The 18,478-nt window shown below is 58.8% G+C and carries 21 protein-coding genes and 1 pseudogene; 7 read left to right on the top strand and 15 right to left on the bottom strand.

Translation table 11 applies throughout. From position 1 onward, the window contains the following. Positions 1–83: 83 nt before the first annotated feature. From EXN68_RS12690 to EXN68_RS12760, 15 genes and pseudogenes are all read right to left on the bottom strand, one after another. Entirely contained in the window at positions 84–1,286 is a 1,203-nt protein-coding gene (locus EXN68_RS12690; protein ID WP_142841117.1) for a flagellin N-terminal helical domain-containing protein, read from the bottom strand. A 373-nt stretch (positions 1,287–1,659) separates the two neighbouring features. Continuing rightward, positions 1,660–2,397, bottom strand: coding sequence for a flagellar type III secretion system pore protein FliP (gene fliP, locus EXN68_RS12695; RefSeq protein ID WP_052817083.1), 738 nt, complete (start codon positions 2,395–2,397; stop codon positions 1,660–1,662). Then, positions 2,394–2,897: a flagellar basal body-associated FliL family protein gene (locus EXN68_RS12700; RefSeq protein ID WP_142841119.1), complete on the bottom strand. Its 504-nt coding sequence runs from the start codon at positions 2,895–2,897 to the stop codon at positions 2,394–2,396. Before EXN68_RS12700 ends, fliP begins: the two co-directional genes overlap by 4 nt. Positions 2,898–2,924: 27 nt before the next feature. Further along, positions 2,925–3,644, bottom strand: a complete 720-nt coding sequence (gene flgH / locus EXN68_RS12705; RefSeq protein WP_046800576.1) for a flagellar basal body L-ring protein FlgH — start codon at positions 3,642–3,644, stop codon at positions 2,925–2,927. Beyond that, positions 3,641–4,177 (bottom strand): MotE family protein, encoded by a 537-nt coding sequence (locus EXN68_RS12710; RefSeq protein ID WP_046800577.1) that lies wholly within the window; start codon positions 4,175–4,177, stop codon positions 3,641–3,643. The genes flgH and EXN68_RS12710 overlap by 4 nt, the downstream gene beginning before the upstream one ends. Then, positions 4,174–5,229, bottom strand: a pseudogene (locus EXN68_RS12715) (flagellar basal body P-ring protein FlgI); the annotation flags it as partial. The gene EXN68_RS12710 and the pseudogene EXN68_RS12715, both read right to left, overlap by 4 nt. A 62-nt stretch (positions 5,230–5,291) precedes the next feature. Further along, positions 5,292–5,780 (bottom strand): flagellar basal body P-ring formation chaperone FlgA, encoded by a 489-nt coding sequence (gene flgA / locus EXN68_RS12720; RefSeq protein ID WP_142841122.1) that lies wholly within the window; start codon positions 5,778–5,780, stop codon positions 5,292–5,294. A gap of 20 nt (positions 5,781–5,800) precedes the next feature. After that, the gene (gene flgG / locus EXN68_RS12725; protein WP_003503427.1) at positions 5,801–6,589 is read right to left on the bottom strand and encodes a flagellar basal-body rod protein FlgG; all 789 of its coding nucleotides are present in this window, start codon (positions 6,587–6,589) and stop codon (positions 5,801–5,803) included. A gap of 18 nt (positions 6,590–6,607) precedes the next feature. Next, positions 6,608–6,943 carry a flagellar hook-basal body complex protein FliE gene (gene fliE / locus EXN68_RS12730; RefSeq protein WP_046800580.1) on the bottom strand — a complete coding sequence of 112 codons (336 nt, stop codon included), beginning with the start codon at positions 6,941–6,943 and terminating at the stop codon, positions 6,608–6,610. After that, on the bottom strand, positions 6,940–7,359 hold the full coding sequence (flgC, locus tag EXN68_RS12735; RefSeq protein ID WP_046800581.1) for a flagellar basal body rod protein FlgC: 420 nt from the start codon (positions 7,357–7,359) through the stop codon (positions 6,940–6,942). Before flgC ends, fliE begins: the two co-directional genes overlap by 4 nt. 3 nt (positions 7,360–7,362) lie before the next feature. After that, positions 7,363–7,755 carry a flagellar basal body rod protein FlgB gene (gene flgB / locus EXN68_RS12740; RefSeq protein WP_046800582.1) on the bottom strand — a complete coding sequence of 131 codons (393 nt, stop codon included), beginning with the start codon at positions 7,753–7,755 and terminating at the stop codon, positions 7,363–7,365. 160 nt (positions 7,756–7,915) lie between these two features. Beyond that, complete coding sequence (locus EXN68_RS12745; RefSeq protein ID WP_142841124.1) at positions 7,916–8,479, bottom strand: hypothetical protein; 564 nt, start codon at positions 8,477–8,479, stop codon at positions 7,916–7,918. A gap of 4 nt (positions 8,480–8,483) precedes the next feature. Then, a complete protein-coding gene (gene fliI, locus EXN68_RS12750) occupies positions 8,484–9,890 on the bottom strand; it encodes a flagellar protein export ATPase FliI (protein WP_142841126.1) in 1,407 nt (468 codons plus the stop codon). A gap of 11 nt (positions 9,891–9,901) precedes the next feature. Further along, complete coding sequence (gene flgF, locus EXN68_RS12755) at positions 9,902–10,636, bottom strand: flagellar basal-body rod protein FlgF (RefSeq protein WP_142841128.1); 735 nt, start codon at positions 10,634–10,636, stop codon at positions 9,902–9,904. Position 10,637: 1 nt separating this feature from the next. Then, entirely contained in the window at positions 10,638–11,417 is a 780-nt protein-coding gene (locus EXN68_RS12760) for a DUF1217 domain-containing protein (protein ID WP_142841320.1), read from the bottom strand. 185 nt (positions 11,418–11,602) lie between these two features. Between EXN68_RS12760 and motA the strand changes: the two genes are divergently transcribed. The 7 genes from motA to EXN68_RS12800 all read left to right on the top strand — a co-directional run bounded on the left by motA (position 11,603) and on the right by EXN68_RS12800 (position 18,372). After that, on the top strand, positions 11,603–12,475 hold the full coding sequence (gene motA, locus EXN68_RS12765) for a flagellar motor stator protein MotA (RefSeq protein ID WP_046800586.1): 873 nt from the start codon (positions 11,603–11,605) through the stop codon (positions 12,473–12,475). Next, positions 12,472–13,431, top strand: a complete 960-nt coding sequence (locus EXN68_RS12770; protein WP_161991320.1) for a FliM/FliN family flagellar motor switch protein — start codon at positions 12,472–12,474, stop codon at positions 13,429–13,431. Before motA ends, EXN68_RS12770 begins: the two co-directional genes overlap by 4 nt. A gap of 64 nt (positions 13,432–13,495) precedes the next feature. Further along, on the top strand, positions 13,496–14,035 hold the full coding sequence (gene fliN / locus EXN68_RS12775; protein WP_142841131.1) for a flagellar motor switch protein FliN: 540 nt from the start codon (positions 13,496–13,498) through the stop codon (positions 14,033–14,035). A gap of 27 nt (positions 14,036–14,062) precedes the next feature. Next, the gene (fliG, locus tag EXN68_RS12780) at positions 14,063–15,106 is read left to right on the top strand and encodes a flagellar motor switch protein FliG (protein WP_046800589.1); all 1,044 of its coding nucleotides are present in this window, start codon (positions 14,063–14,065) and stop codon (positions 15,104–15,106) included. Between the two features lie 127 nt (positions 15,107–15,233). Beyond that, complete coding sequence (flhB, locus tag EXN68_RS12785) at positions 15,234–16,316, top strand: flagellar biosynthesis protein FlhB (protein WP_142841133.1); 1,083 nt, start codon at positions 15,234–15,236, stop codon at positions 16,314–16,316. Between the two features lie 5 nt (positions 16,317–16,321). Next, positions 16,322–16,759: a hypothetical protein gene (locus EXN68_RS12790; RefSeq protein ID WP_142841134.1), complete on the top strand. Its 438-nt coding sequence runs from the start codon at positions 16,322–16,324 to the stop codon at positions 16,757–16,759. 296 nt (positions 16,760–17,055) lie between these two features. Beyond that, a complete protein-coding gene (locus tag EXN68_RS12800) occupies positions 17,056–18,372 on the top strand; it encodes a flagellin N-terminal helical domain-containing protein (RefSeq protein ID WP_142841136.1) in 1,317 nt (438 codons plus the stop codon). The last annotated feature ends 106 nt before the right edge of the window (positions 18,373–18,478 follow it).

An 18,478-nucleotide genomic window follows, 5' to 3' on the forward strand; every position in this document is an offset into this window, starting at 1 on the left:
CGAAATATTGCGGTTTGCGGGCCGCCCCATAAAGCAAAACCGCGCCCTTTCGGGCGCGGCTCGTTTTTGTCGTTTGGGTCCGATTAACGGAAGAGCGACAGGATGTTCTGCGAGTCGCTGTTGGCGATCGACAGGGCCTGAATTGCCAGCTGCTGCTGCGTCTGCAGAGCCTTGAGGCGGGTGGACTCTTCGTTCATGTCGGCGTCAACCAGGCGGCCGATACCCTTTTCCATCGTATCCGACAGCTTGGAGACGAAGTCTTCCTGCAGGGAGATACGCGAGGAAAGAGCACCAAGCTTTGCAGCTGCGGAGTTCATGCCTTCCAGCTGACCATCGACATGCGAGATCAGGCTGTCCAGTACGTCTTCGTCCGTTGCCGTGGCGGCAAGGCCGAGGCCGGTCTTGATCGTGCTGAGCTTGGTGATGTCGACCTTGGAGACGGAAGTGTCCGTTACGAACACGGCAGCCGTCGTGGTCAGAGCGGTCGGTGTGCCAGCGAGCGCAGTACCGGTTGCGTCCGTTACTTCCAGGAACTTGTTCGGTTCAACTTCCTTGAAGAACTTCGGAGTAGCGGCACCGTCCGTCCAGACGCTGTCCGATACCTTGGAAGCGGTGGCAGCAGCGGGCGGGGTCGTCGTTGCGGTGTAGTACTTGCCGTCCGTCCACTGGGCAACGGTTGCCTTCGTAGCGTTCTTGTCCAGAAGGCCCTGGTTTTTGCCGCTGGAGTCGACCAGTACGTTTGTGCCGTCAAGCTTGATATCAACAGCCTGCGTCTGGACATTGCCAGAAGCGTCACGGGTGAACGAGCCAACGATCTGCTTGTCGATCGATACGCCGACTGCCAGATCGGCAGCAGCAGCACCGGCCTTGCCGATCGAGCCCTTCAGCCAGTTTTCACCGGAGAACGATGCGGAAGAGGTGATGGACGTCAGCTGATCCTGGAGCTGGGTGATTTCAGCCTGGATCTTTGCCTTGTCGGCGGTGGATTCCTTGGCGGTGACGAGCTTCTGCTTGATCTGGTCAACGACCTTGATCGCAGATTCCATACCGGCATAGGCAGTGTCGATCTTTGCGGCGCCGAGACCCAGAGCGTCGGAAACCGAGCCGAGGGCTGCGTTGTCGGAGCGCATCGTGGTCGCGATCGACCAGTAAGCGGCGTTGTCGGAAGCCGTGCTGACGCGTTGGCCAGTCGAGATGCGGTTCTGCGTCGATTCCATGTTGTTGCTGATCGTGCGCAACGTCTGGAGAGCGGCCATAGAAGAAGCGTTGGTAAGAATGCTTGCCATAATAAATGTGTCCCTTGTTTTTACGAGATACTGGAGTGGGGACATTCCGGACTTGGTATTACCGGCCACAACGTTTCGGCTTCATGCCACTCGGTTCAGAATTACTATGTTCTGGAAACCAAACCCGCTGCGTGTGGATTGGAGTTTCCCAGCGAAAAATTGCACAATTCTTAATTTTGGCGGTTGCTTTTGTGATGAATTACTTATGGTTATTCAGGAGTTATTCAAAATGGTTACTTATTGCCTGACGATTATAGTTATCCGACCCCTAGCAAATTTGGTAACCAAAGCCTTAAAACGCGAAAACCCCGCTGCCTTGGGGCTGCGGGGTTAACAAACAGGATTAACGAAGTTTATTTCGGCACAAATGCCGTCAGTTGAACGATCTGACGAGGCTGCCGACAAGCAGGTTCCAGCCGTCGATCAGCACGAAAAACAGGATCTTGAACGGCAGGGAAATCGAGGTGGGCGGCAGCATCATCATGCCCATGGCCATGGTGATGGTGGCGACGATGAGATCGATGACCAGAAACGGCAGGATGATGAGGAAACCGATCTCGAAACCGCGGCGGATTTCCGACAGCATGAAGGCCGGAACGAGCACGCGGTAATCGACGACATTGTCGGTCATCACTTCCTGTCCGCGCTCGCGGGCGATATCCACGAACAGCTTCAGGTCCTTGTCACGCGTATTGGCGTTCATGAAGGTGCGGAAGGGTTCGGCGATGCGTCCTATGGCCTGCTGCTCGTTGATCTGGTTCTGCAAAAGCGGCTGCACGCCGTCGGTCCAGGCTTTGTCGAAGGTGGGCGACATGACGTAGAAGGTCATGAACATCGCCATCGACAGCAGGATCATGTTGGACGGGGTAGAGGCCAGTCCCATGCCGGAGCGCAGGATCGAAAAGGCGATCACGAAGCGCGGAAAGCTCGTGACCATGATCAGGATGCCCGGCGCGACGGAGAGAACCGTCAGAAGGCCGAAGGTGCGGATGATCCATGCCGCAACGGATCCGTCTATCTGCGTATTGAACAGATCGGACGGAAATTGCTGGGCGTTGGCAAGGCCCGGCAAGGCGAGGAGGACGGCGATGGTTACAAGAAATCGAATCATTCGATGACAAAGGTCCGGAACATGACCTTGGATACGCGCCCTTGCGAGCGCAGGTCAACTCGTTCCTGAATGTCATCCTTAAGATATTGAAAGCCGCGCGGCCCTTCCAGCTGCTGAAGGGAAACGGTGCGCACATAGGCCATGATATCCTGGTGGATATCCTCCGCCAGCCCGACTTCCACCGGCCCCTTGAACATCAGCGCCACTTCCAGCCGCACCCAGTTGGTCGAAGGGTAGGCGAGGTTGGTGGTGATGGGATCGAGCTGGACGATGCCGTTCGCTTCGGCCGAGATTTTCTCGATGCCCTCGGCGGCCTTGCCCTTTTCACCCGAAGCGGCCGGTGCGTGCGCTGCGGCTTCCGCGCCGGCGATCTTCGGGGCGATCATGCCGCCCACCAGCCAGCCGCCGCCCGCACCGAGCAGCGTCAGGATCACAACCCCGGCGATGGTCATGACCACCGGGGAGGACTTTTTCTTGTTCTCAGCCTGTTCGTTTTCCATGGTCAGTCCCGCTCCCGCAAACCGGCGTCAGAGCGGCGAGAACAGGTCGACGACCTGCTGACCGACCGGGGGCTGCTGCACTTCCGTCAGGCGGCCACGACCGCCGTAGGAGATGCGGGCCTCGGCGATACGCTCATAGGAAATCATGTTCTGCGCATCGACATCCTGCGGCCTGACGATACCGCCGACATTGAGGATGCGGATTTCATGGTTGACGCGCACTTCCTGCGAACCGCTGATGATGAGGTTGCCGTTTTCCAGAATGCCGGTCACCACGGCGGCCACCATCAGCGTCAGCTTTTCGGAACGCTTGGTCTTGCCCTTGGCCTGGGTGTCGGTGTCCGATCCGTATTTGATGTTGGAGTCCGCCTCCGGTGTCCAGCCGAAGATTTCCGCCTTGGCCTTCCAGTTCAGACCGCTGGAATTGGTGCGGTTGCGCTCGGTCTCGTTGTCGAAATCGGCCTTGTCGTTGATCTGGATGTTGACGGTCAGGATGTCGCCGATATTCAGCGCGCGCAGATCCTTGAACAAGGCGCCCTGGCTGTCGCTCCACAGCGAATAGCCGCTCGCCATATGTTTCGGCTGCTTGGGATACATGCCCATCTGCGGCGTCTGGCTGAATTGCAGACCGCTGCCGATCGGGCTCATCGCGGGTGCGTTGCCGATTTCCTTCAGGGTCTGGTTGTTCTGGCAGCCTGCCAGGAGAGCGAGCGGCAGGAGGAGGGCCGGGAGACGACGCGTGCTCATGAAGGATCCTTCGAAGTGTTTTTATCGGTTGCCTGCGACATGATGCCGGCGACAGTGGCGGCTTTCTGCGCATCCATCTCGCTGAGGATGAGGCCGGACTGGCGCGGTGGCAGCTGCATGATGATGGCGGCCGCAATCTCCACATGCATCTTCTCGAGCTGGGGTGCGGCGGCATCCGGCTTCATCGTCTTGTAGACATCGACGAGATTGGCTTTCGCCTGGGCGAGGAAATGCTCGCGGCGCGCCAGCCAGTCCTCGTATTCCGCCTTGCGGTCTTCCAGCACGGAGATGCGCTCGTTGACGTCGGCCTGAAGCTTTTCAAGCTCCTGCTTCTGCATCAGGTAACGCTGGTCGCGGGCGGCATCGGCAATGTTGGTGCAGAATTTCTGGATTTCATCCTGCGTGCTCAGTTCCGACACCACATTCTGTTGGCTTTCGGCGCCGGCGGCCGGCAGCAGGAAAAGCAGGGAGGCAACGGCTGCGAACCGGACAAGACCATTCGGCAGGGCTTGGTTTTTAAGAAGTTCCATCATTGCAGCACAAGCTCCGCCTGAAGGGCACCGGCGGATTTGATGCCTTGCAGGATGGATATGATGCCATCCGCCTTGAGCCCGATGCTGTTGAGACCGGCAACCAGCGTGCGAAGGTCGGGACCTTCGACGATGGCGACCTTGCTGCCTTCCTGAAGCGCCATGATGTCCGTCTGCGGCTGCACGGCGGTCTGGCCACGCGAGAAGGGCGCCGGCTGGATGACCTGCGGTGATTCCGTCACCTGCACGGTCAGCGTTCCATAGCTGACGGCGACGCGGGAGATGCGCACATCCGCGCCGATGACGATCGTGCCGGTGCGTTCGTTGATCACGACCTTGGCGGGCGTATCCGTCTCCACCGTCAGGTTCTCGATTTCCGCCATCAGCCGGGTGAGGTCAGCGGTGCGGGGTTTCTGCACCGCGATTTCCTGCGAATCGCGCGGCTCGGCGATACCATCGCCATAACGCGCGCGGGCAAAGGCGTTGACAACGTCTGCAACACGCACCGCAGTCGAAAAATCGGGATTGCGCAGCTGAAGGACCAGATTGACCGAATCCTTGAATTTGGACGGCAATTCACGCTCGATGATCGCGCCGTTTGGCACGCGTGCGGATGTGGTCACGCCCTGTGTCAGCGTCGCGGCATCCCCCTGCGCCGAAAAGCCGTTGACGATCAGCGCGCCCTGGGCAACCGCATAGATCTGCCCGTCCGCGCCGGAAAGCGAGGTCATGATCAGCGTGCCGCCGCGCAGCGAAGAGGCGTCGCCCAACGAGCTGACCGTTACGTCGACACGGCTGCCGGGGCTGGCAAACGGCGGCAGATTGGCCGTCACCATCACCGCGGCGATGTTCTTGGCATTCGACTGGCCGCCCTGCGTGGTGATGCCGAGGTTCTGCAGCATCGCGCGCATGGATTGTTCGGTGAATGGCGAGGAGCGCAGGCTGTCGCCCGTGCCCTGCACGCCGACGACGAGACCGTATCCGATCAGCTGGTTGTCGCGTCCAGCCTGCAACGATGCGATATCCTTGATGCGGGATGTATCGGCATGGGCTGCGGGTACGGGAAGGAACGGCTGGGCCGAAAACAGAATGGCCGCGGCCAGGATACGAAGCAATCTCATTTCGCCATCACCTGAATGGTTCCGTCCTTCATGACCGTGCCGCTGACCATCACGCCGGAATCGATGTTGCGCACCCGCACCACTTCACCCAGTGAGCCGTCGGTCATCGGCGTTCCCGACGCCATCAGCGTCATGTTGCCGATGGTGAAAACGAGCTTGACGCTGGTGCCGCGCACCACCAGCGATGGTTCGCGCAATGCCGCAACCGGAATGGTGCGGCCGGGAAGCAGGGTCTGCTTGGAGATCATGCCCTCCACTTCGCTGATATCGGTCGCGTAACCTGAGGAAATGTTGGGATTGGTCACTTCCACCGGTTTCACCTGCTCGGGCGTAATCGCCTCGCCCGGATAGATGGTGCGGGTGGGAACCAGCGCCATCGGCGCCTGGGCGAAAGCCGGCGCCATGGCAACCAGTGAAAAGGCAGACGCCAGGCACATACGGACGAGCGCCGTTCTGCAGCTGTTATTTTTTCGGCCAAACCTCATGTCCGCCTGCCTTTCCGTTCTTACTTCAGGTTCTTGCTGACAATCGATGCCATTTCGTCAGCGGTGGTGATGACCTTGGAATTCATCTCATAGGCGCGCTGCGCCGTGATCAGGTCGGTGATTTCCTTGACCGCGTCGACGTTCGAGCCTTCAAGGTAGGATTGCTTGATGTAGCCGTAGCTCGGATCGTCAGGCACGCCGATGACCGCGTCGCCGGAAGCCGGCGTCTGGGCAAAGAGGTTGTCGCCGAGCGGCTTCAGGCCGGCTTCGTTGGCGAAGTTGGCGATGGTCAGCTGGCCAAGTTCGGTGAAGTCAGCGGCATTGCCGATACGGGCCGTCACCTGACCCGTGCGGGTAACGGTGATGTCCTGCGCGTCGGTCGGGATGTTGATGTTGGGAATGACATTATAGCCATCGACCGTCACCAGATTGCCGTCGGCATTCTTGTTGAAGGCGCCGGCGCGGCTGTAGAGCGTCGAACCGTCAGCCGCTTCGATCTGGAACCAGCCCTGTCCGATGATCGCCACGTCGAGTTTGTTGCCGGTCTCGATCAGGTTGCCCTGGGTATGAATGTTGCGGACGGCGGACGTCTGCACGCCGAGACCGATATTGGCGCCTTCCGGCACGATCGCCTGGTTGGCGCGGTTCGGCACGCCCTGCATGCGCTCGGTCTGGTAGAGCAGATCGGTGAACTCCGCACGCGCGCGCTTGTAGCCGGTGGTGTTGATGTTGGCGATGTTGTTGGCGATGACTTCCAGATTGGTCTGCTGGGCGTCCATACCGGTGGCGGCGATTGCAAGAGCTCTCATATCAATATTCCCGCTGGGCTAGATCTGCATCTTGGTAATGTCGAGATAGGCCGAAACGATCTTGTCGCGCAGCGCGATGGCGGTCTGCAGCGATTGCTCGGCCGAAAGCACGGCATCGACCACTTCACGCGTGTTCGCCTTGCCCTGAATGCCTTCGAAGGAAGCGACTTCCGCCTTCTTCAGGTTGTTCATCGCATCCAGCGATACGTTGCCGAGAACGCTCGCGAAGCTTGCGCCCGTCTGCTGGGCGGGCGTCGTCTGCTGGCTGCCGAAAACGCTTTCCGTCAGCGAGGAGATGTCGCTTGCGCCGCGCGTGAGCGAAAGGGAACTGAGTTGCTTGATGCCGTCGATCATTGCGATGCCTTCAGAAGGTCGATGGTGGAGGCGACGAGGTCGCGTGTCTGGCGGATGACCTGAAGGTTGGCGTCATAGCTGCGGTTTGCTTCGCGCATGTCGGCCATTTCAATCAGGATGTTGACGTTCGGCATCTTCACCATGCCGTTGGTGTCGGCGGCCGGGTTGCCGGGGTCGTATTCGTTGACGAAGTCACCACGGTCGACGCCGAGCTTCTTCACCGTCACGCGCTCCACGCCGCTGACGCGGTCGAGCTCGGAACCGAAGGTAACGGTCTTGCGGCGATAGGGGTCGGCGCCGGGGGTGTCGCCGGTCGATCTGGCGTTGGCGATGTTTTCGGACACGACGCGCAGTCGGGTGGACTGCACTTCCAGGCCGCTGCCCGCGATCTTGCTCGCCGCACTCAAGGGATCCATGGTTTACCTCTTAACCGTCATCAGCATCATGCGATGGAAGGATTTGACGAGATTGGCGTTCAGGTCGTACTGCCGCTTGATCTCGCCGGTCTTGGTCATTTCTTCCGCAAGCGCGACCGAATTGCCGGATTCCTGCATGCCGATCTCGTTATTGACCGGGTTGTCACGCACGGCGATATTTTCGCTGAGGTTGCTCGCGCCAAAATGGGCGGGATGGGTCTTTGCCATGCCGACCTGCTGGCTGGTGGCCTGCATGACCGCTTCGAAAGGGCTGACATCCTTGGCGTGGAACTTGGGGGTGTTGGCGTTGGCGATGTTGGTCGCCACGACTTCCTGCCTCACGCTCAGCCATTCCGCTTGGCGGGATGCCAGATCGAACAGTTGAATCGGTTGCATAGACTTCTCCATCTCGTATGGCCCGAACCTAAGGGGCTAATCTTGCGTCAGACTTGCGGGGAGGGACGAAGGCGTCGAACGGCGGCAGAACGGTCATCCGTGAAACAAAAAAGGCGCGTCCGCAGAAGCGGCGCGCCTTTTTTCAGGAAAGAAAATTCGTCTATTTTTCAGGACGATATGTTTTACCCGCGGATGTTTCGATCTGCCATTCACCGCCGCGTTGCTCGATCTTGGTCAGAAGCGCATTGTCGGGCAATGTCGAGCCGACCCGCACCATATACATGCCCGATCCATCCTCGATCAGCGCCCGACCGTTGGAAACATGCAGCAGGCGGAACGACGTCTGGCCGGGGAAGGGCTGGTCTTCCACTCGGGCGGCGAGATCGTTCTGCTTTTCCTTGCCGCTGGCGTTGACTGTCGCCGTCGTCAGCATGTCAGGCAGTTCGGCCGGTGGCGGCATGTCTTCCTTGTTGCGGTTGGTCATGGCCATCGGCGAAACGCTGAAGACTTCGCGGGGGCCGGTGTGGGGCAGGTCGCGTGTGCGGTCACCGCCCGCCACCTTTATCCCAAACTTGTCTTCATTGAAGAAAACATACCAGGGGAAAAAGGCGGCCGCTGCAGCAAGCCCAATTCCCGTCCAGGCCAGAATGCGGTCGAGCGTGAAGAAAGGCGGCTGCGGCCGTGCATCCTCGACGTCGCCATTGTCGATCTTTTTCTTTTTCACGGCGTCAGCCTCTCATTCTCGGGTTTACCTGCGGCTGATTGTTCTGCACTCCGCCACGCAGCGCCGTCGCGAGATCAGCATAGGCGTCCTGCGCCGCCGGTTCGTTCGGAAGCTGTTTCAGCGTTTCGTAGATGATCGGCACCTGCTTTACCGCCATGTCGAGATCGGGATCGGTGCCGGGCCGGTAACCGCCGATGAGCCGTAGATCCCGCGTTTCCTCGAAGCGATGCACCAGGGCCTTCAGGCGCGAGACCAGTTTTTCCTGATCCGGCGTCCATGCCTTCTTGGCAAGACGCGAGATAGAGGCGAGGGGATTGATCGGCGGATAACGGCCTTCTTCGGCAAGGCTACGATCCAGCACGATATGGCCGTCGAGAATACCGCGGGTCGAATCGGCGATCGGATCATTGTGGTTGTCGCCGTCGACCAGAATGGAGACGATGGCGGTGATGGTGCCGGTGCCTTCGGCACCCGGTCCCGCCCGTTCCAGAAGGCGCGGCAGTTCGGTAAAGACCGAGGCCGGATAACCGCGCGCCACCGGCGGCTCGCCGGAGGCAACCGCCACTTCGCGGATCGCATGGGCAAAACGGGTGACGCTGTCGATGATGAGAAGGACGTTGTCGCCCTTGTCGCGGAAGTGCTCGGCAATGGTGACGGCGGAAAGCGGCGCCATCTTGCGCAGCATCGGGCTTTCGTCGCTCGTCGCAACGACAGCGATGGACTTGCTCATATTCTCGCCCATCGTATCTTCGATGAATTCGCGCACTTCGCGTCCGCGTTCGCCGACCAGCGCAATGACCACTTTGTCGAAAGCGTCGGCCTTGGCGAGCATCGACAGCAGCGTGGATTTGCCGACGCCCGAACCGGCGAAAATGCCGAGGCGCTGGCCGAGGCACAAGGGAGAGAAAATATCGATTGCCCGCACGCCGGTCTTGAAAGGCGTCTCCACACGCTTGCGCGTCATGGATGGCGGCGCGTTGTTGGAGATCGACCGGCGCTCTGTACCCGAGGAAAGCGGCCCCTGGCCGTCGATAGGTTCGCCAAGTGCATTGATGGTTCGCCCGCACCAGCTGTCGTCAGGCGCGACGCGGAAAGCGCCCTTGCGGATGACGGTGTCGTGGATGCCGATCGGTTCACCGGGTTCGATGGGGCAGACATAGCAGATATCCGGCTCCACGCGCACGACTTCGCCGAGATGGATGCCAGTCGTGCTGCGATGCGCGACGAATTCGCCGAGCCTCACATGCCGCGACAGACCGGAAACCGTATAGTGTCCGGCGGCGATGGTGCGGACATGGCCGCCCGGCGCCACCGAAAACTCCGGATCGGCATAGTGCCCGGCGAGGCTCGCCAGCTGGGCAAGCTTCGGTGAAATAGCCTCAGCCGAGAGCATGGTTTCCGGCATTGTCATTGCTCAGTTCCTTAACGCGCGCCGCCAAGCGTCTTGATGCCTTCGCCGAAGGTGGATTCGGTATCGCGCATCAGCGAGGAAATGCTCTCAAAGGCCCGGTTGACCTGAATGAGCTGCGTCATCTGGGAAATGCCGTTGACGTTCGACTGTTCGAGATAGCCCTGAACGACGCCGACCTCGTGATCGTTGACAACCGGTGTCGGCTGGGCCACGGGCTTCACGCCGCTATTGGGATGGCGCAGGAAACCTTGCGAGAAATCCGCCCTGAAGATGCCGAGCGTGGCGACGATATTCTCGTTCTGCCTGATGGCACCGTCGAGGCCGACGGTGATCGGTCCGCCATTCGGATTGAGCTGGATGGGGCCACCACCCGCGTCAAGGACGGGATAACCGTTCGACGAGATCAGCGCGCCGTCCGGGCGCATGGTGAAACGACCGTCGCGGCTGAGAATCTGGCCATCAGGCGTTTCCATCGAGAACCAGGCATCGCCCTTGATGGCAAAGTCGAAGGAATTGCCGGTCTGCTCGAAAGCGCCCTGGCGGGTGGAGAGATAGTCGTTGCCCTGTGAAACAAAGGCCACCTTGGCATTCATGTCATTGTGGTTCTTGGCGACCATTTCGTCGAATTTCACTTCGGAGCCGCGGAAGCCGACCGTGTTCACATTCGCCATATTATCGGAAATGGTGGTGAGACGGCGCTCCAGCGCGATCTGCGAGGACAGGGCGACATATAGTCCGGATTGCATATCATTTGCCTCCGAGTTTCAGGGAGTTGATGGAAATCAGCAGGTCCGGGGAAATGCCGTAGCCGCTGGAGGAGCCGAAAACGGCCAGGGGGTCGTAGGTCGTTGAGGGGTTTTGCATTTCCCACATGATGGTGAAACGCTCCAGCAGCTTGCCGACCTTTTCAGGATCCTGCAGATCCTTGATCTTGATTGATTTTTCGATGAGAGCGGCCTGTTTCTCGACACTTGCCGCGGCAAATTCGTCAGGCAGGTTGAAGGCTGTGCGGAACACCTGCGCGAGCGCGTCATCGGCCAGGAAATCCATGCCTGATTTGATCGTCGGCGCCTTGCGCTCGAAATAAAGGGCAAGCCGGACGCCGTTATTGTCATCGCCGGCTGCCTGCTCCAGCGTCTGGCGGGCATATTTCTCGATGGTGCCCGATTGTGCCGCCTCGGTCGTGGTCGCAGCTTTTCCCAGCTCGGCAAAATTCAGCGATTTCGCCAGATCCGCGTATCGATTGTCGGAAAGCTTGTTGGCGAAGGCATTCTTGTCCGAGGTACCTTCCGTCAGCACCTTGCGGATGAAGGCTTTCGCATAGGCCATGTCCTCAAGGCCGTGGGCTTTCAGCGCGTAATTATAAAGGCGTGTATCGGCCATGAAGTCGTCGATGGATTTCACATCGCCGATTTTTGCGCGGTAATATTCGGTTTCGCGCGCCACGTCAGGCTGCTTCGACACGCGCTCAAGCGACTTGCCGATGTCCTGACTGATCAGTCTGTAGCTGGTGTAGGTGGAAGTCACTGAACCGCCGCTCTCGTTTGATCCCGATCTCAAGGCGCACGTCCGCCTTTGCCGGCATATTGCCGTAGCTTGCTTGTGCGAAACTGGTTGCCGGAGGAGCATGAAAGAGGCGTAGCGGACAGGTTCACGCAAGCCACATTTTCTAGAGATGGCGGCATGGAACACTGTTCGGGCGTGGTCGATCAATGAATATTGTAATTGGACTTATAATCACCTTCGGCTGCATCATCGGCGGCTACATGGCGATGGGCGGCCATCTGGACGTCCTCATTCAGCCGTTCGAACTGTTGATTATCGGCGGAGCGGGGCTTGGCGGCTTCATCATGGCGAACCCGATGAAGGTCGTGAAAGATTCGGGCAAGGCGCTCGGCGAGGCCTTCAAACACTCGGTCCCGAAGGAGCGCAACTATCTCGACGTGCTCGGCGTGCTTTATTCGCTTATGCGCGACCTGCGCACGAAATCGCGCAACGAGATCGAAGCGCATATCGACAATCCGGAAGAATCCTCGATCTTCCAGTCGGCGCCCTCGGTTCTGAAGAACAAGGAACTGACCTCGTTCATCTGCGACTATGTTCGCCTCATCATCATCGGCAATGCCCGCAGCCACGAAATCGAGGCGTTGATGGATGAAGAAATCGAAACCATCCTCTACGACAAGCTGAAGCCATACCACGCAATCACCACCATGGGCGATTCCTTCCCCGCCATCGGTATCGTCGCGGCGGTTCTCGGCGTCATCAAGGCCATGGGCAAGATCAACGAATCGCCTGAAGTGCTGGGTGGCCTCATCGGCGCCGCACTCGTCGGCACCATGCTCGGCATCATCCTGTCCTACTCGATCTGCAACCCGCTGGCATCACAGGTCAAGATCGTCCGCTCCAAGCAGCACCGCCTCTACATCATCGTCAAGCAGACGCTGATCGCCTATATGAACGGCTCGGTGCCGCAGGTCGCGCTTGAATATGGCCGCAAGACCATCTCCAACTACGAGCGGCCGTCCATCGATGCCGTCGAGCAGGAGATGATGAATCCCGGCGGCGAAAACAAGGCGGCATGACCATGGCAAAAGCTGCAGCGCAAAGAGCGCCCGCCATCGACATCGGCCTGCTTGCGAAGCTGACGGGAGGACTTTCCGACCGCAAGACGATCGCCAGGATCGGCTCCGATATCGGTCATCTCTACAGCGAATTCCTGCCGGATATCTTTCACAGCGAGACCGGCATCGCGATCGACGTCGAATATATCGGTTCCGAATCGGGGCTGATGACCGATCTCATCGCCAATGTCGGTCAGAATGTATCGGTTGCCGATTGTTCGTTGCGCAACTGGTGCCCCAATTTCATGATGGCGGTCGGCAACGGCTTTGTCATCGCACTCATGGAACGCATGCTGGGTGCGGCACCCGACACCATCGGCGAACCTGACGAGCGCAACCTGTCGCATATCGAGCTTGACCTTGCGGCCATGGTTCTCGGCCGCATCGCGGGTGTACTGCGTTCGGGCGTCAACGCGCCGGGCGGTTTCGAGGCGACAATCGACCCGCCGTTCAGTGCCAATGGAAAAAGCGCCTTCGACGAGATGATTGCCGGTCTTTACGGCGTCACCATCCGCATGAAGATCGATATCGGCAAGGTTTCGTCGGAGTTTTCTCTCATCGTGCCGCAGCGGCCACTGCTCAAGACCTCCATCGTCGCACCCAAGGCTTCGGCCCAGGCGCTGAAGAAGCAGGAGGAATGGATGGAGATGATCTCGCAGCAGGTGAAGAGATCGCAGGTAACGCTCGAGGCGCGCATCAAGCTCGAAACGCTGACCTTGCGGACGATTTCCAAACTGGTGGCCGGCGATGTCATTCCGTTTCAGGATCTGAAGCAGGACGATATCGGCGTCGAGGTCAGCGCCAACGGCTCCAAGCTCTATAATTGCGAATTCGGCAAGTCCGGTGAGCGCTACATGGTTCGGGTGAAGAACAATGTCAGCACGGACGACGAGATTTTGCGACATCTGATGGGTTAAATCCTGCCCGCCCTTTCGGGGCTCTGGGCAGGCTGACGCAAGTTTCAAAGGGAATAATCAGCGCATGGCTACGAAGAAAACACCTGTGACCGATGATGCGGAGCTGCCGTCGCTGGAAGATGCCGGCGACCTCGACCAGGCTATCGGCGATCTGCGTGGCGTCCTCAAGACGGATGCAGAAGGTTCGCTGTCCGATTTTGGCGACTTCGGCGATTTCGGAAGCACGGATGATGCTTCCACGGACACCGACCTCTCTGCCTTCGGTGGCGGAGCGGCCGATTTTGGAATGGATGATTTCGCTGCCGCCCCGCAGGTCGCGGGTGTGAAGGCGCCGCTTGGCAGCGGATTGTCCGAAAACATGGAACTGATCATGGACATCCCGATCGATGTCCAGATCGTTCTCGGCACCAGCCGTATGCTGGTTTCGGGGCTGATGAGCCTTGAAGAGGGTGCGACGATTGCGCTTGACCGCAAGATTGGCGAGCCGGTCGAGATCATGGTGAATGGCCGCCGTATTGCGCGCGGTGAGATAACGGTACTTGAAGACGACGATACGCGCTTCGGCGTAAAATTGATTGAAGTAATGAGTACCAGAAAAGCCTGATCCCTGTGGGGACGGAGAGGAAAGACCATGATGGACTTCGAGGATTTCGGTAACCCCCTGGCAGGGAAGCCGTTGTCTCAGGCCGACAAGGCGGCCGCGGTGCTGCTTGCCATGGGCAAGGGCGTCGCCGGCAAGCTGCTGAAGTTTTTCACGCAGCACGAATTGCAGATGATCATTTCCTCGGCCCAGACCCTGCGCGTCATTCCCCCGGATGAACTCGCGCAGATTGTGGCGGAGTTCGAAGACCTGTTCACCGAAGGAACGGGTCTCATGGACAATGCCAAGGCAATTGAAAGCATTCTCGAAGAAGGACTGACCCCTGAAGAGGTGGACAGCCTGCTTGGCCGCCGTGCCGCCTTCCAGGCTTATGAGGCCTCGATCTGGGATCGCCTGCAGGAAGCGGAGCCGGAATTCGTCGGCAAGTTCCTGCTGCGCGAGCATCCCCAGACCATCGCCTATATTCTCTCCATGCTGCCCTCGTCCTTCGGTGCCAAGGTTCTCCTGACCATTCCCGAAGAGCAGCGCGCCGATATCATGAACCGCACGGTGAACATGAAGGAAGTGAGCCCGACAGCTGCCCAGATCATCGAGAAGCGTGTGATCAATCTGATCAACGAGATCGAAGCGGAACGCAATGCGGGCGGCTCCACGAAGGTTGCCGATCTGATGAACGAGCTGGAAAAGCCGCAGGTCGATACGTTGCTCAGCTCGCTCGAGACGCTCAGCAAGGAAGCCGCAAACAAGGTCAAGCCGAAGATCTTCCTCTTCGACGACCTCATGTTCATGCCGCAGCGCAGCCGCGTCATGCTGCTCAACGATGTTTCGGCCGACGTTCTGACCATGGCGCTGCGTGGCGCCACGATGGAAATCAAGGAATGTGTGCTGTCCAGCATCAGCCCGCGCCAGCGCCGCATGATCGAATCGGATCTCGCCGTACCGCAGGCCTCGGTCAACACCCGCGAAGTGGCGATTGCCCGCCGCGCGGTCGCCCAGGAGGCGATCCGTCTGGCCAATTCCGGCCAGATCCAGCTGAAGGAAGCCGGCGCGGAAGAACAATCGGCCGCCGCTTGAGCGGAAGCCGGTTGATAACCCGCGCTTTGGACAGAACCGGCCATTGCGATGGCCGGTCTCGGGCGTTAGTTTCGGGATGACGGCCTGCCGGGATCGGCGGGCCTTTTTTTGATCCCGGGAACGTGCCTTGGCAGACGATGAGGACAAGGACAGTAAAACAGAAGCCCCGACGGAGAAAAAGCTCCGCGATGCGGCTGAGAAGGGCAATCTTCCCTTCTCTCGGGAAGTGCCGATCTTTGCCTCGTCGCTCGCCTTTTACTGTTATCTGGTCTTCTTTTTGCCCGATGGCGCCGGCCGGCTTGGCGTCACGCTGAAAGACCTGTTCGGTCAGCCCGAACAATGGGACTTGAGCACCCGGCCGGATGCCCTGTCGTTGCTTTATTTCCTCGGCACGTCCATGGCCTATCTGCTCATGCCGGCCATGATCATGTTCATCGTCTTCGGCCTTGCGTCGTCGTTTCTCCAGAACCTGCCATCGCCAGTGCTTGAGAGGGTGCGTCCGCAATGGTCGCGCATCTCGCCGGCAAAGGGGTTCACGCGTATTTACAGCAAGCAGGGCTTCGTCGAATTCGGCAAGTCGCTGTTCAAGATATTGATCGTCTCGATCATCATGTTCATGTCGCTGCGCGGCGATTTCTACAGCCTCATCGACCTGATGTTTTCCGATCCGCAGGTGATTTTTGTCAGGGTCGTCGAGATCGTCAAAAAAATGATGGTCGTGATCCTGCTCTCGACCGCATTGCTTGCCGCCGTCGATCTCTTGTGGACGCGCCACCACTGGTTCAGCCAGTTGAAGATGACGAAGCACGAGGTGAAGGAAGAGTACAAGCAATCGCAGGGCGACCCCGTGGTCAAATCACGCCAGCGTTCGATCGCCCGCGATCGCGCCCGCCGCCGCATGATCAACAATGTGCCGCGCGCAACACTTGTCATCGCCAACCCGACACACTTTGCGGTGGCGCTGCGTTACGTGCGCGAAGAAGGTGACGCGCCTGTCGTCGTCGCCAAGGGCCAGGACCTTATCGCATTGAAAATCCGCGAGATTGCGGAAGCAAACAATATTCCAGTTTTTGAAGACCCACCGCTCGCACGCTCCATGTTTGCGCAAGTCTCGATCGATAGTGTGATTCCACCAGCCTTTTATAAGGCTGTGGCTGAGCTCGTTCATCGGGTTTACGCCATGAAGTCATCGAAAATACGGGTTCAATAAAACCAATGAAAAAATCCGCCTATTCTGAACAGCGGGAAATGATCGTCGCAGAGGCGATCAACCCGATCGCTACCGAATTACGATTGCTAGACCCGGCAGACCTGATTTCGCTGCTCCGATTCGAGTGCTATGGCAGCATCGCCGACCTCGTCTCTTCCGCCGCTGAGCTTTATTATCATCCCGGCACGATCAATTTTGGTGCGGGCGGCGAATACAAGCTCGAATGGGAAGGCGCCCCCGAGATCGTTCTCGATCTCGAAATCAAACCGAAGGGTGCCACGGTCTACGCACAATTGATCCTCGCCAATGAACATGCGGCGGTCGAGATCAATCATGTTTCGTTTCAGAACCCGTCGGAAAACCCGGATGAGAATACCGAGTTCCTGCGCAGAAGCCTGATGGCGGCCCGATTCGTTGCGACCCGCCAGGGCGAAGCGGCCTGAATATCACCACCGGATGATTATCCTTTGCGACTGCCGAAATGGCGGTCGCAAAGGTTTTGTTTGATCGCTTTTCGCCCGACCTTGCCTGAAGCCTGCCGCTTTGCGCAAAACCGACTGGGGAAGCGAGGAACGCCTTGCAAATCAGCGTTGTTGTTTGGTACCTATCGAATTAACGATTTGTTAACGAACGGCAGGTCGCGGTGGCTCATTTCAACCATCGCCGATGCGCATGATGCTCCTGCTCGTTTTCGGCGCTGCGCCGGATTTCTTCTGACACTTTGAATTGGGTGGAACCCATGACCAGCATTATGACCAATGCGGCGGCAATGGCCGCGCTGCAAACCTTGCGCATGATCGACAAGAGCCTCGAGACAACGCAGGCGCGTGTCTCTTCCGGTTACCGTGTCGAGACTGCGGCGGATAACGCGGCCTATTGGTCTATCTCCACGACCATGCGCTCGGACAACACGGCGCTTTCGGCCGTCCAGGATGCGCTGGGTCTGGGAGCCGCCAAGGTCGATACCGCCTTCGAGGCCGTTGAAAGCGCCATCGAAACGGTCAAGTCGCTGAAGGCGAAGCTCGTCGCCGCCTATGGTGTGGGCAGCAACCGAACGAAGATCCAGGAAGAAATCAAGCAGCTTCAGGATCAGCTGAAAAGCATTTCAGAATCGGCGTCGTTCTCCGGTGAGAACTGGCTCCAGGCGAAAATCGGCGATGGCAAGACGCCGGCGGCCGAAGAGCCGACCATCAAGAAGATCGTTGCCTCGTTTACCCGCACCGCTGCTGGCGCGGTGGGCGTAACGACGGTCGATTATTCGCTTGATTCGAGCACGGTGCTGTTCGATCTGAGCGGTGGAAAATTCGGCATTCTCGACACCGAGGCCCGCTTCCTCCGCAAGAACGAAACGTCGGTGACGATGCGCATGACGGACACACCCGCGTTACCCGCACTTCCTACAGTGACCGACAAGAATTATGTGGTTGCTACGTTGAAGGATAGCGAAGTCGCTGCTTTGGCCGGCTTCAGTCTCAAGTCAACGGGCATTTATACGAATGCTGGCAGTACCCAGGGATATTTGAAGATCGGTGACGACGTCTGGGTAAAACTTACCTCTACGGATCCGGCAAGTGCCGCTGCGCCAACCACCGACAGCACCACTCCGGTCGCAACGACGACATCGCCGAACACCAACTGGTACTACGACATTTCCTCGGCAGTCGATCCCGACACCCGTAAACTCGGCATCTCGGTATCGACGCTCGACATCAACAAGCTGACCGACCTCGCCCAGAAAATGGGAACGATGACCGGAGAGCGGTATACCGAAGCCGATGTGCTGGACGCGATGATGTCCTTTGTCGACGGACAGCTTGAAGCGATGACCAGCGCGGCATCCAGCCTTGGTTCGCTGCAGAGCCGCATCGATATGCAGGAAAACTTCGTTTCGAGCCTGATGGACGTGATCGACAAGGGTATTGGGCGCCTCGTCGATGCGGATATGAACGAGGAATCGACCAGGCTGAAGGCGCTGCAGACGCAGCAGCAGCTCGGCATCCAGTCGCTTTCGATCGCCAATGCCAACGCGGAAAATATCCTCCAGCTCTTCAAGTAACGGGTTTGGCCCGGCGTGGGCAGATGCGGAGACAAGGCGCGGGCTTCCGGAACAGGCCGCCTTCATCCTCGCACAAGTTTGAACACCTAACGTCGGGGCAATATCG

The organism is Martinezella rhizogenes (assembly GCF_007002745.1).
In the GTDB taxonomy this organism is placed as follows: Bacteria; Pseudomonadota; Alphaproteobacteria; order Rhizobiales; family Rhizobiaceae; genus Agrobacterium; species Agrobacterium cucumeris.

What these genes read in the sequence shown, in the direction of transcription:
- EXN68_RS12800 (WP_142841136.1), top strand. Translation starts at nt 17,056, where the DNA reads ATGACCAGCATTATGACCAATGCGGCGGCAATGGCCGCGCTGCAAACC.
- flgH (WP_046800576.1), bottom strand. Translation starts at nt 3,644, where the DNA reads ATGAGCACGCGTCGTCTCCCGGCCCTCCTCCTGCCGCTCGCTCTCCTG.
- EXN68_RS12710 (WP_046800577.1), bottom strand. Translation starts at nt 4,177, where the DNA reads ATGATGGAACTTCTTAAAAACCAAGCCCTGCCGAATGGTCTTGTCCGG.
- fliG (WP_046800589.1), top strand. Translation starts at nt 14,063, where the DNA reads ATGATGGACTTCGAGGATTTCGGTAACCCCCTGGCAGGGAAGCCGTTG.
- fliI (WP_142841126.1), bottom strand. Translation starts at nt 9,890, where the DNA reads ATGACAATGCCGGAAACCATGCTCTCGGCTGAGGCTATTTCACCGAAG.
- fliE (WP_046800580.1), bottom strand. Translation starts at nt 6,943, where the DNA reads ATGATCGACGGCATCAAGCAACTCAGTTCCCTTTCGCTCACGCGCGGC.
- flgF (WP_142841128.1), bottom strand. Translation starts at nt 10,636, where the DNA reads ATGCAATCCGGACTATATGTCGCCCTGTCCTCGCAGATCGCGCTGGAG.
- EXN68_RS12790 (WP_142841134.1), top strand. Translation starts at nt 16,322, where the DNA reads ATGAAAAAATCCGCCTATTCTGAACAGCGGGAAATGATCGTCGCAGAG.
- EXN68_RS12770 (WP_161991320.1), top strand. Translation starts at nt 12,472, where the DNA reads ATGACCATGGCAAAAGCTGCAGCGCAAAGAGCGCCCGCCATCGACATC.
- motA (WP_046800586.1), top strand. Translation starts at nt 11,603, where the DNA reads ATGAATATTGTAATTGGACTTATAATCACCTTCGGCTGCATCATCGGC.
- flgA (WP_142841122.1), bottom strand. Translation starts at nt 5,780, where the DNA reads ATGAGGTTTGGCCGAAAAAATAACAGCTGCAGAACGGCGCTCGTCCGT.
- flgB (WP_046800582.1), bottom strand. Translation starts at nt 7,755, where the DNA reads ATGCAACCGATTCAACTGTTCGATCTGGCATCCCGCCAAGCGGAATGG.
- EXN68_RS12700 (WP_142841119.1), bottom strand. Translation starts at nt 2,897, where the DNA reads ATGGAAAACGAACAGGCTGAGAACAAGAAAAAGTCCTCCCCGGTGGTC.
- EXN68_RS12690 (WP_142841117.1), bottom strand. Translation starts at nt 1,286, where the DNA reads ATGGCAAGCATTCTTACCAACGCTTCTTCTATGGCCGCTCTCCAGACG.
- fliN (WP_142841131.1), top strand. Translation starts at nt 13,496, where the DNA reads ATGGCTACGAAGAAAACACCTGTGACCGATGATGCGGAGCTGCCGTCG.
- flgG (WP_003503427.1), bottom strand. Translation starts at nt 6,589, where the DNA reads ATGAGAGCTCTTGCAATCGCCGCCACCGGTATGGACGCCCAGCAGACC.
- fliP (WP_052817083.1), bottom strand. Translation starts at nt 2,397, where the DNA reads ATGATTCGATTTCTTGTAACCATCGCCGTCCTCCTCGCCTTGCCGGGC.
- flgC (WP_046800581.1), bottom strand. Translation starts at nt 7,359, where the DNA reads ATGGATCCCTTGAGTGCGGCGAGCAAGATCGCGGGCAGCGGCCTGGAA.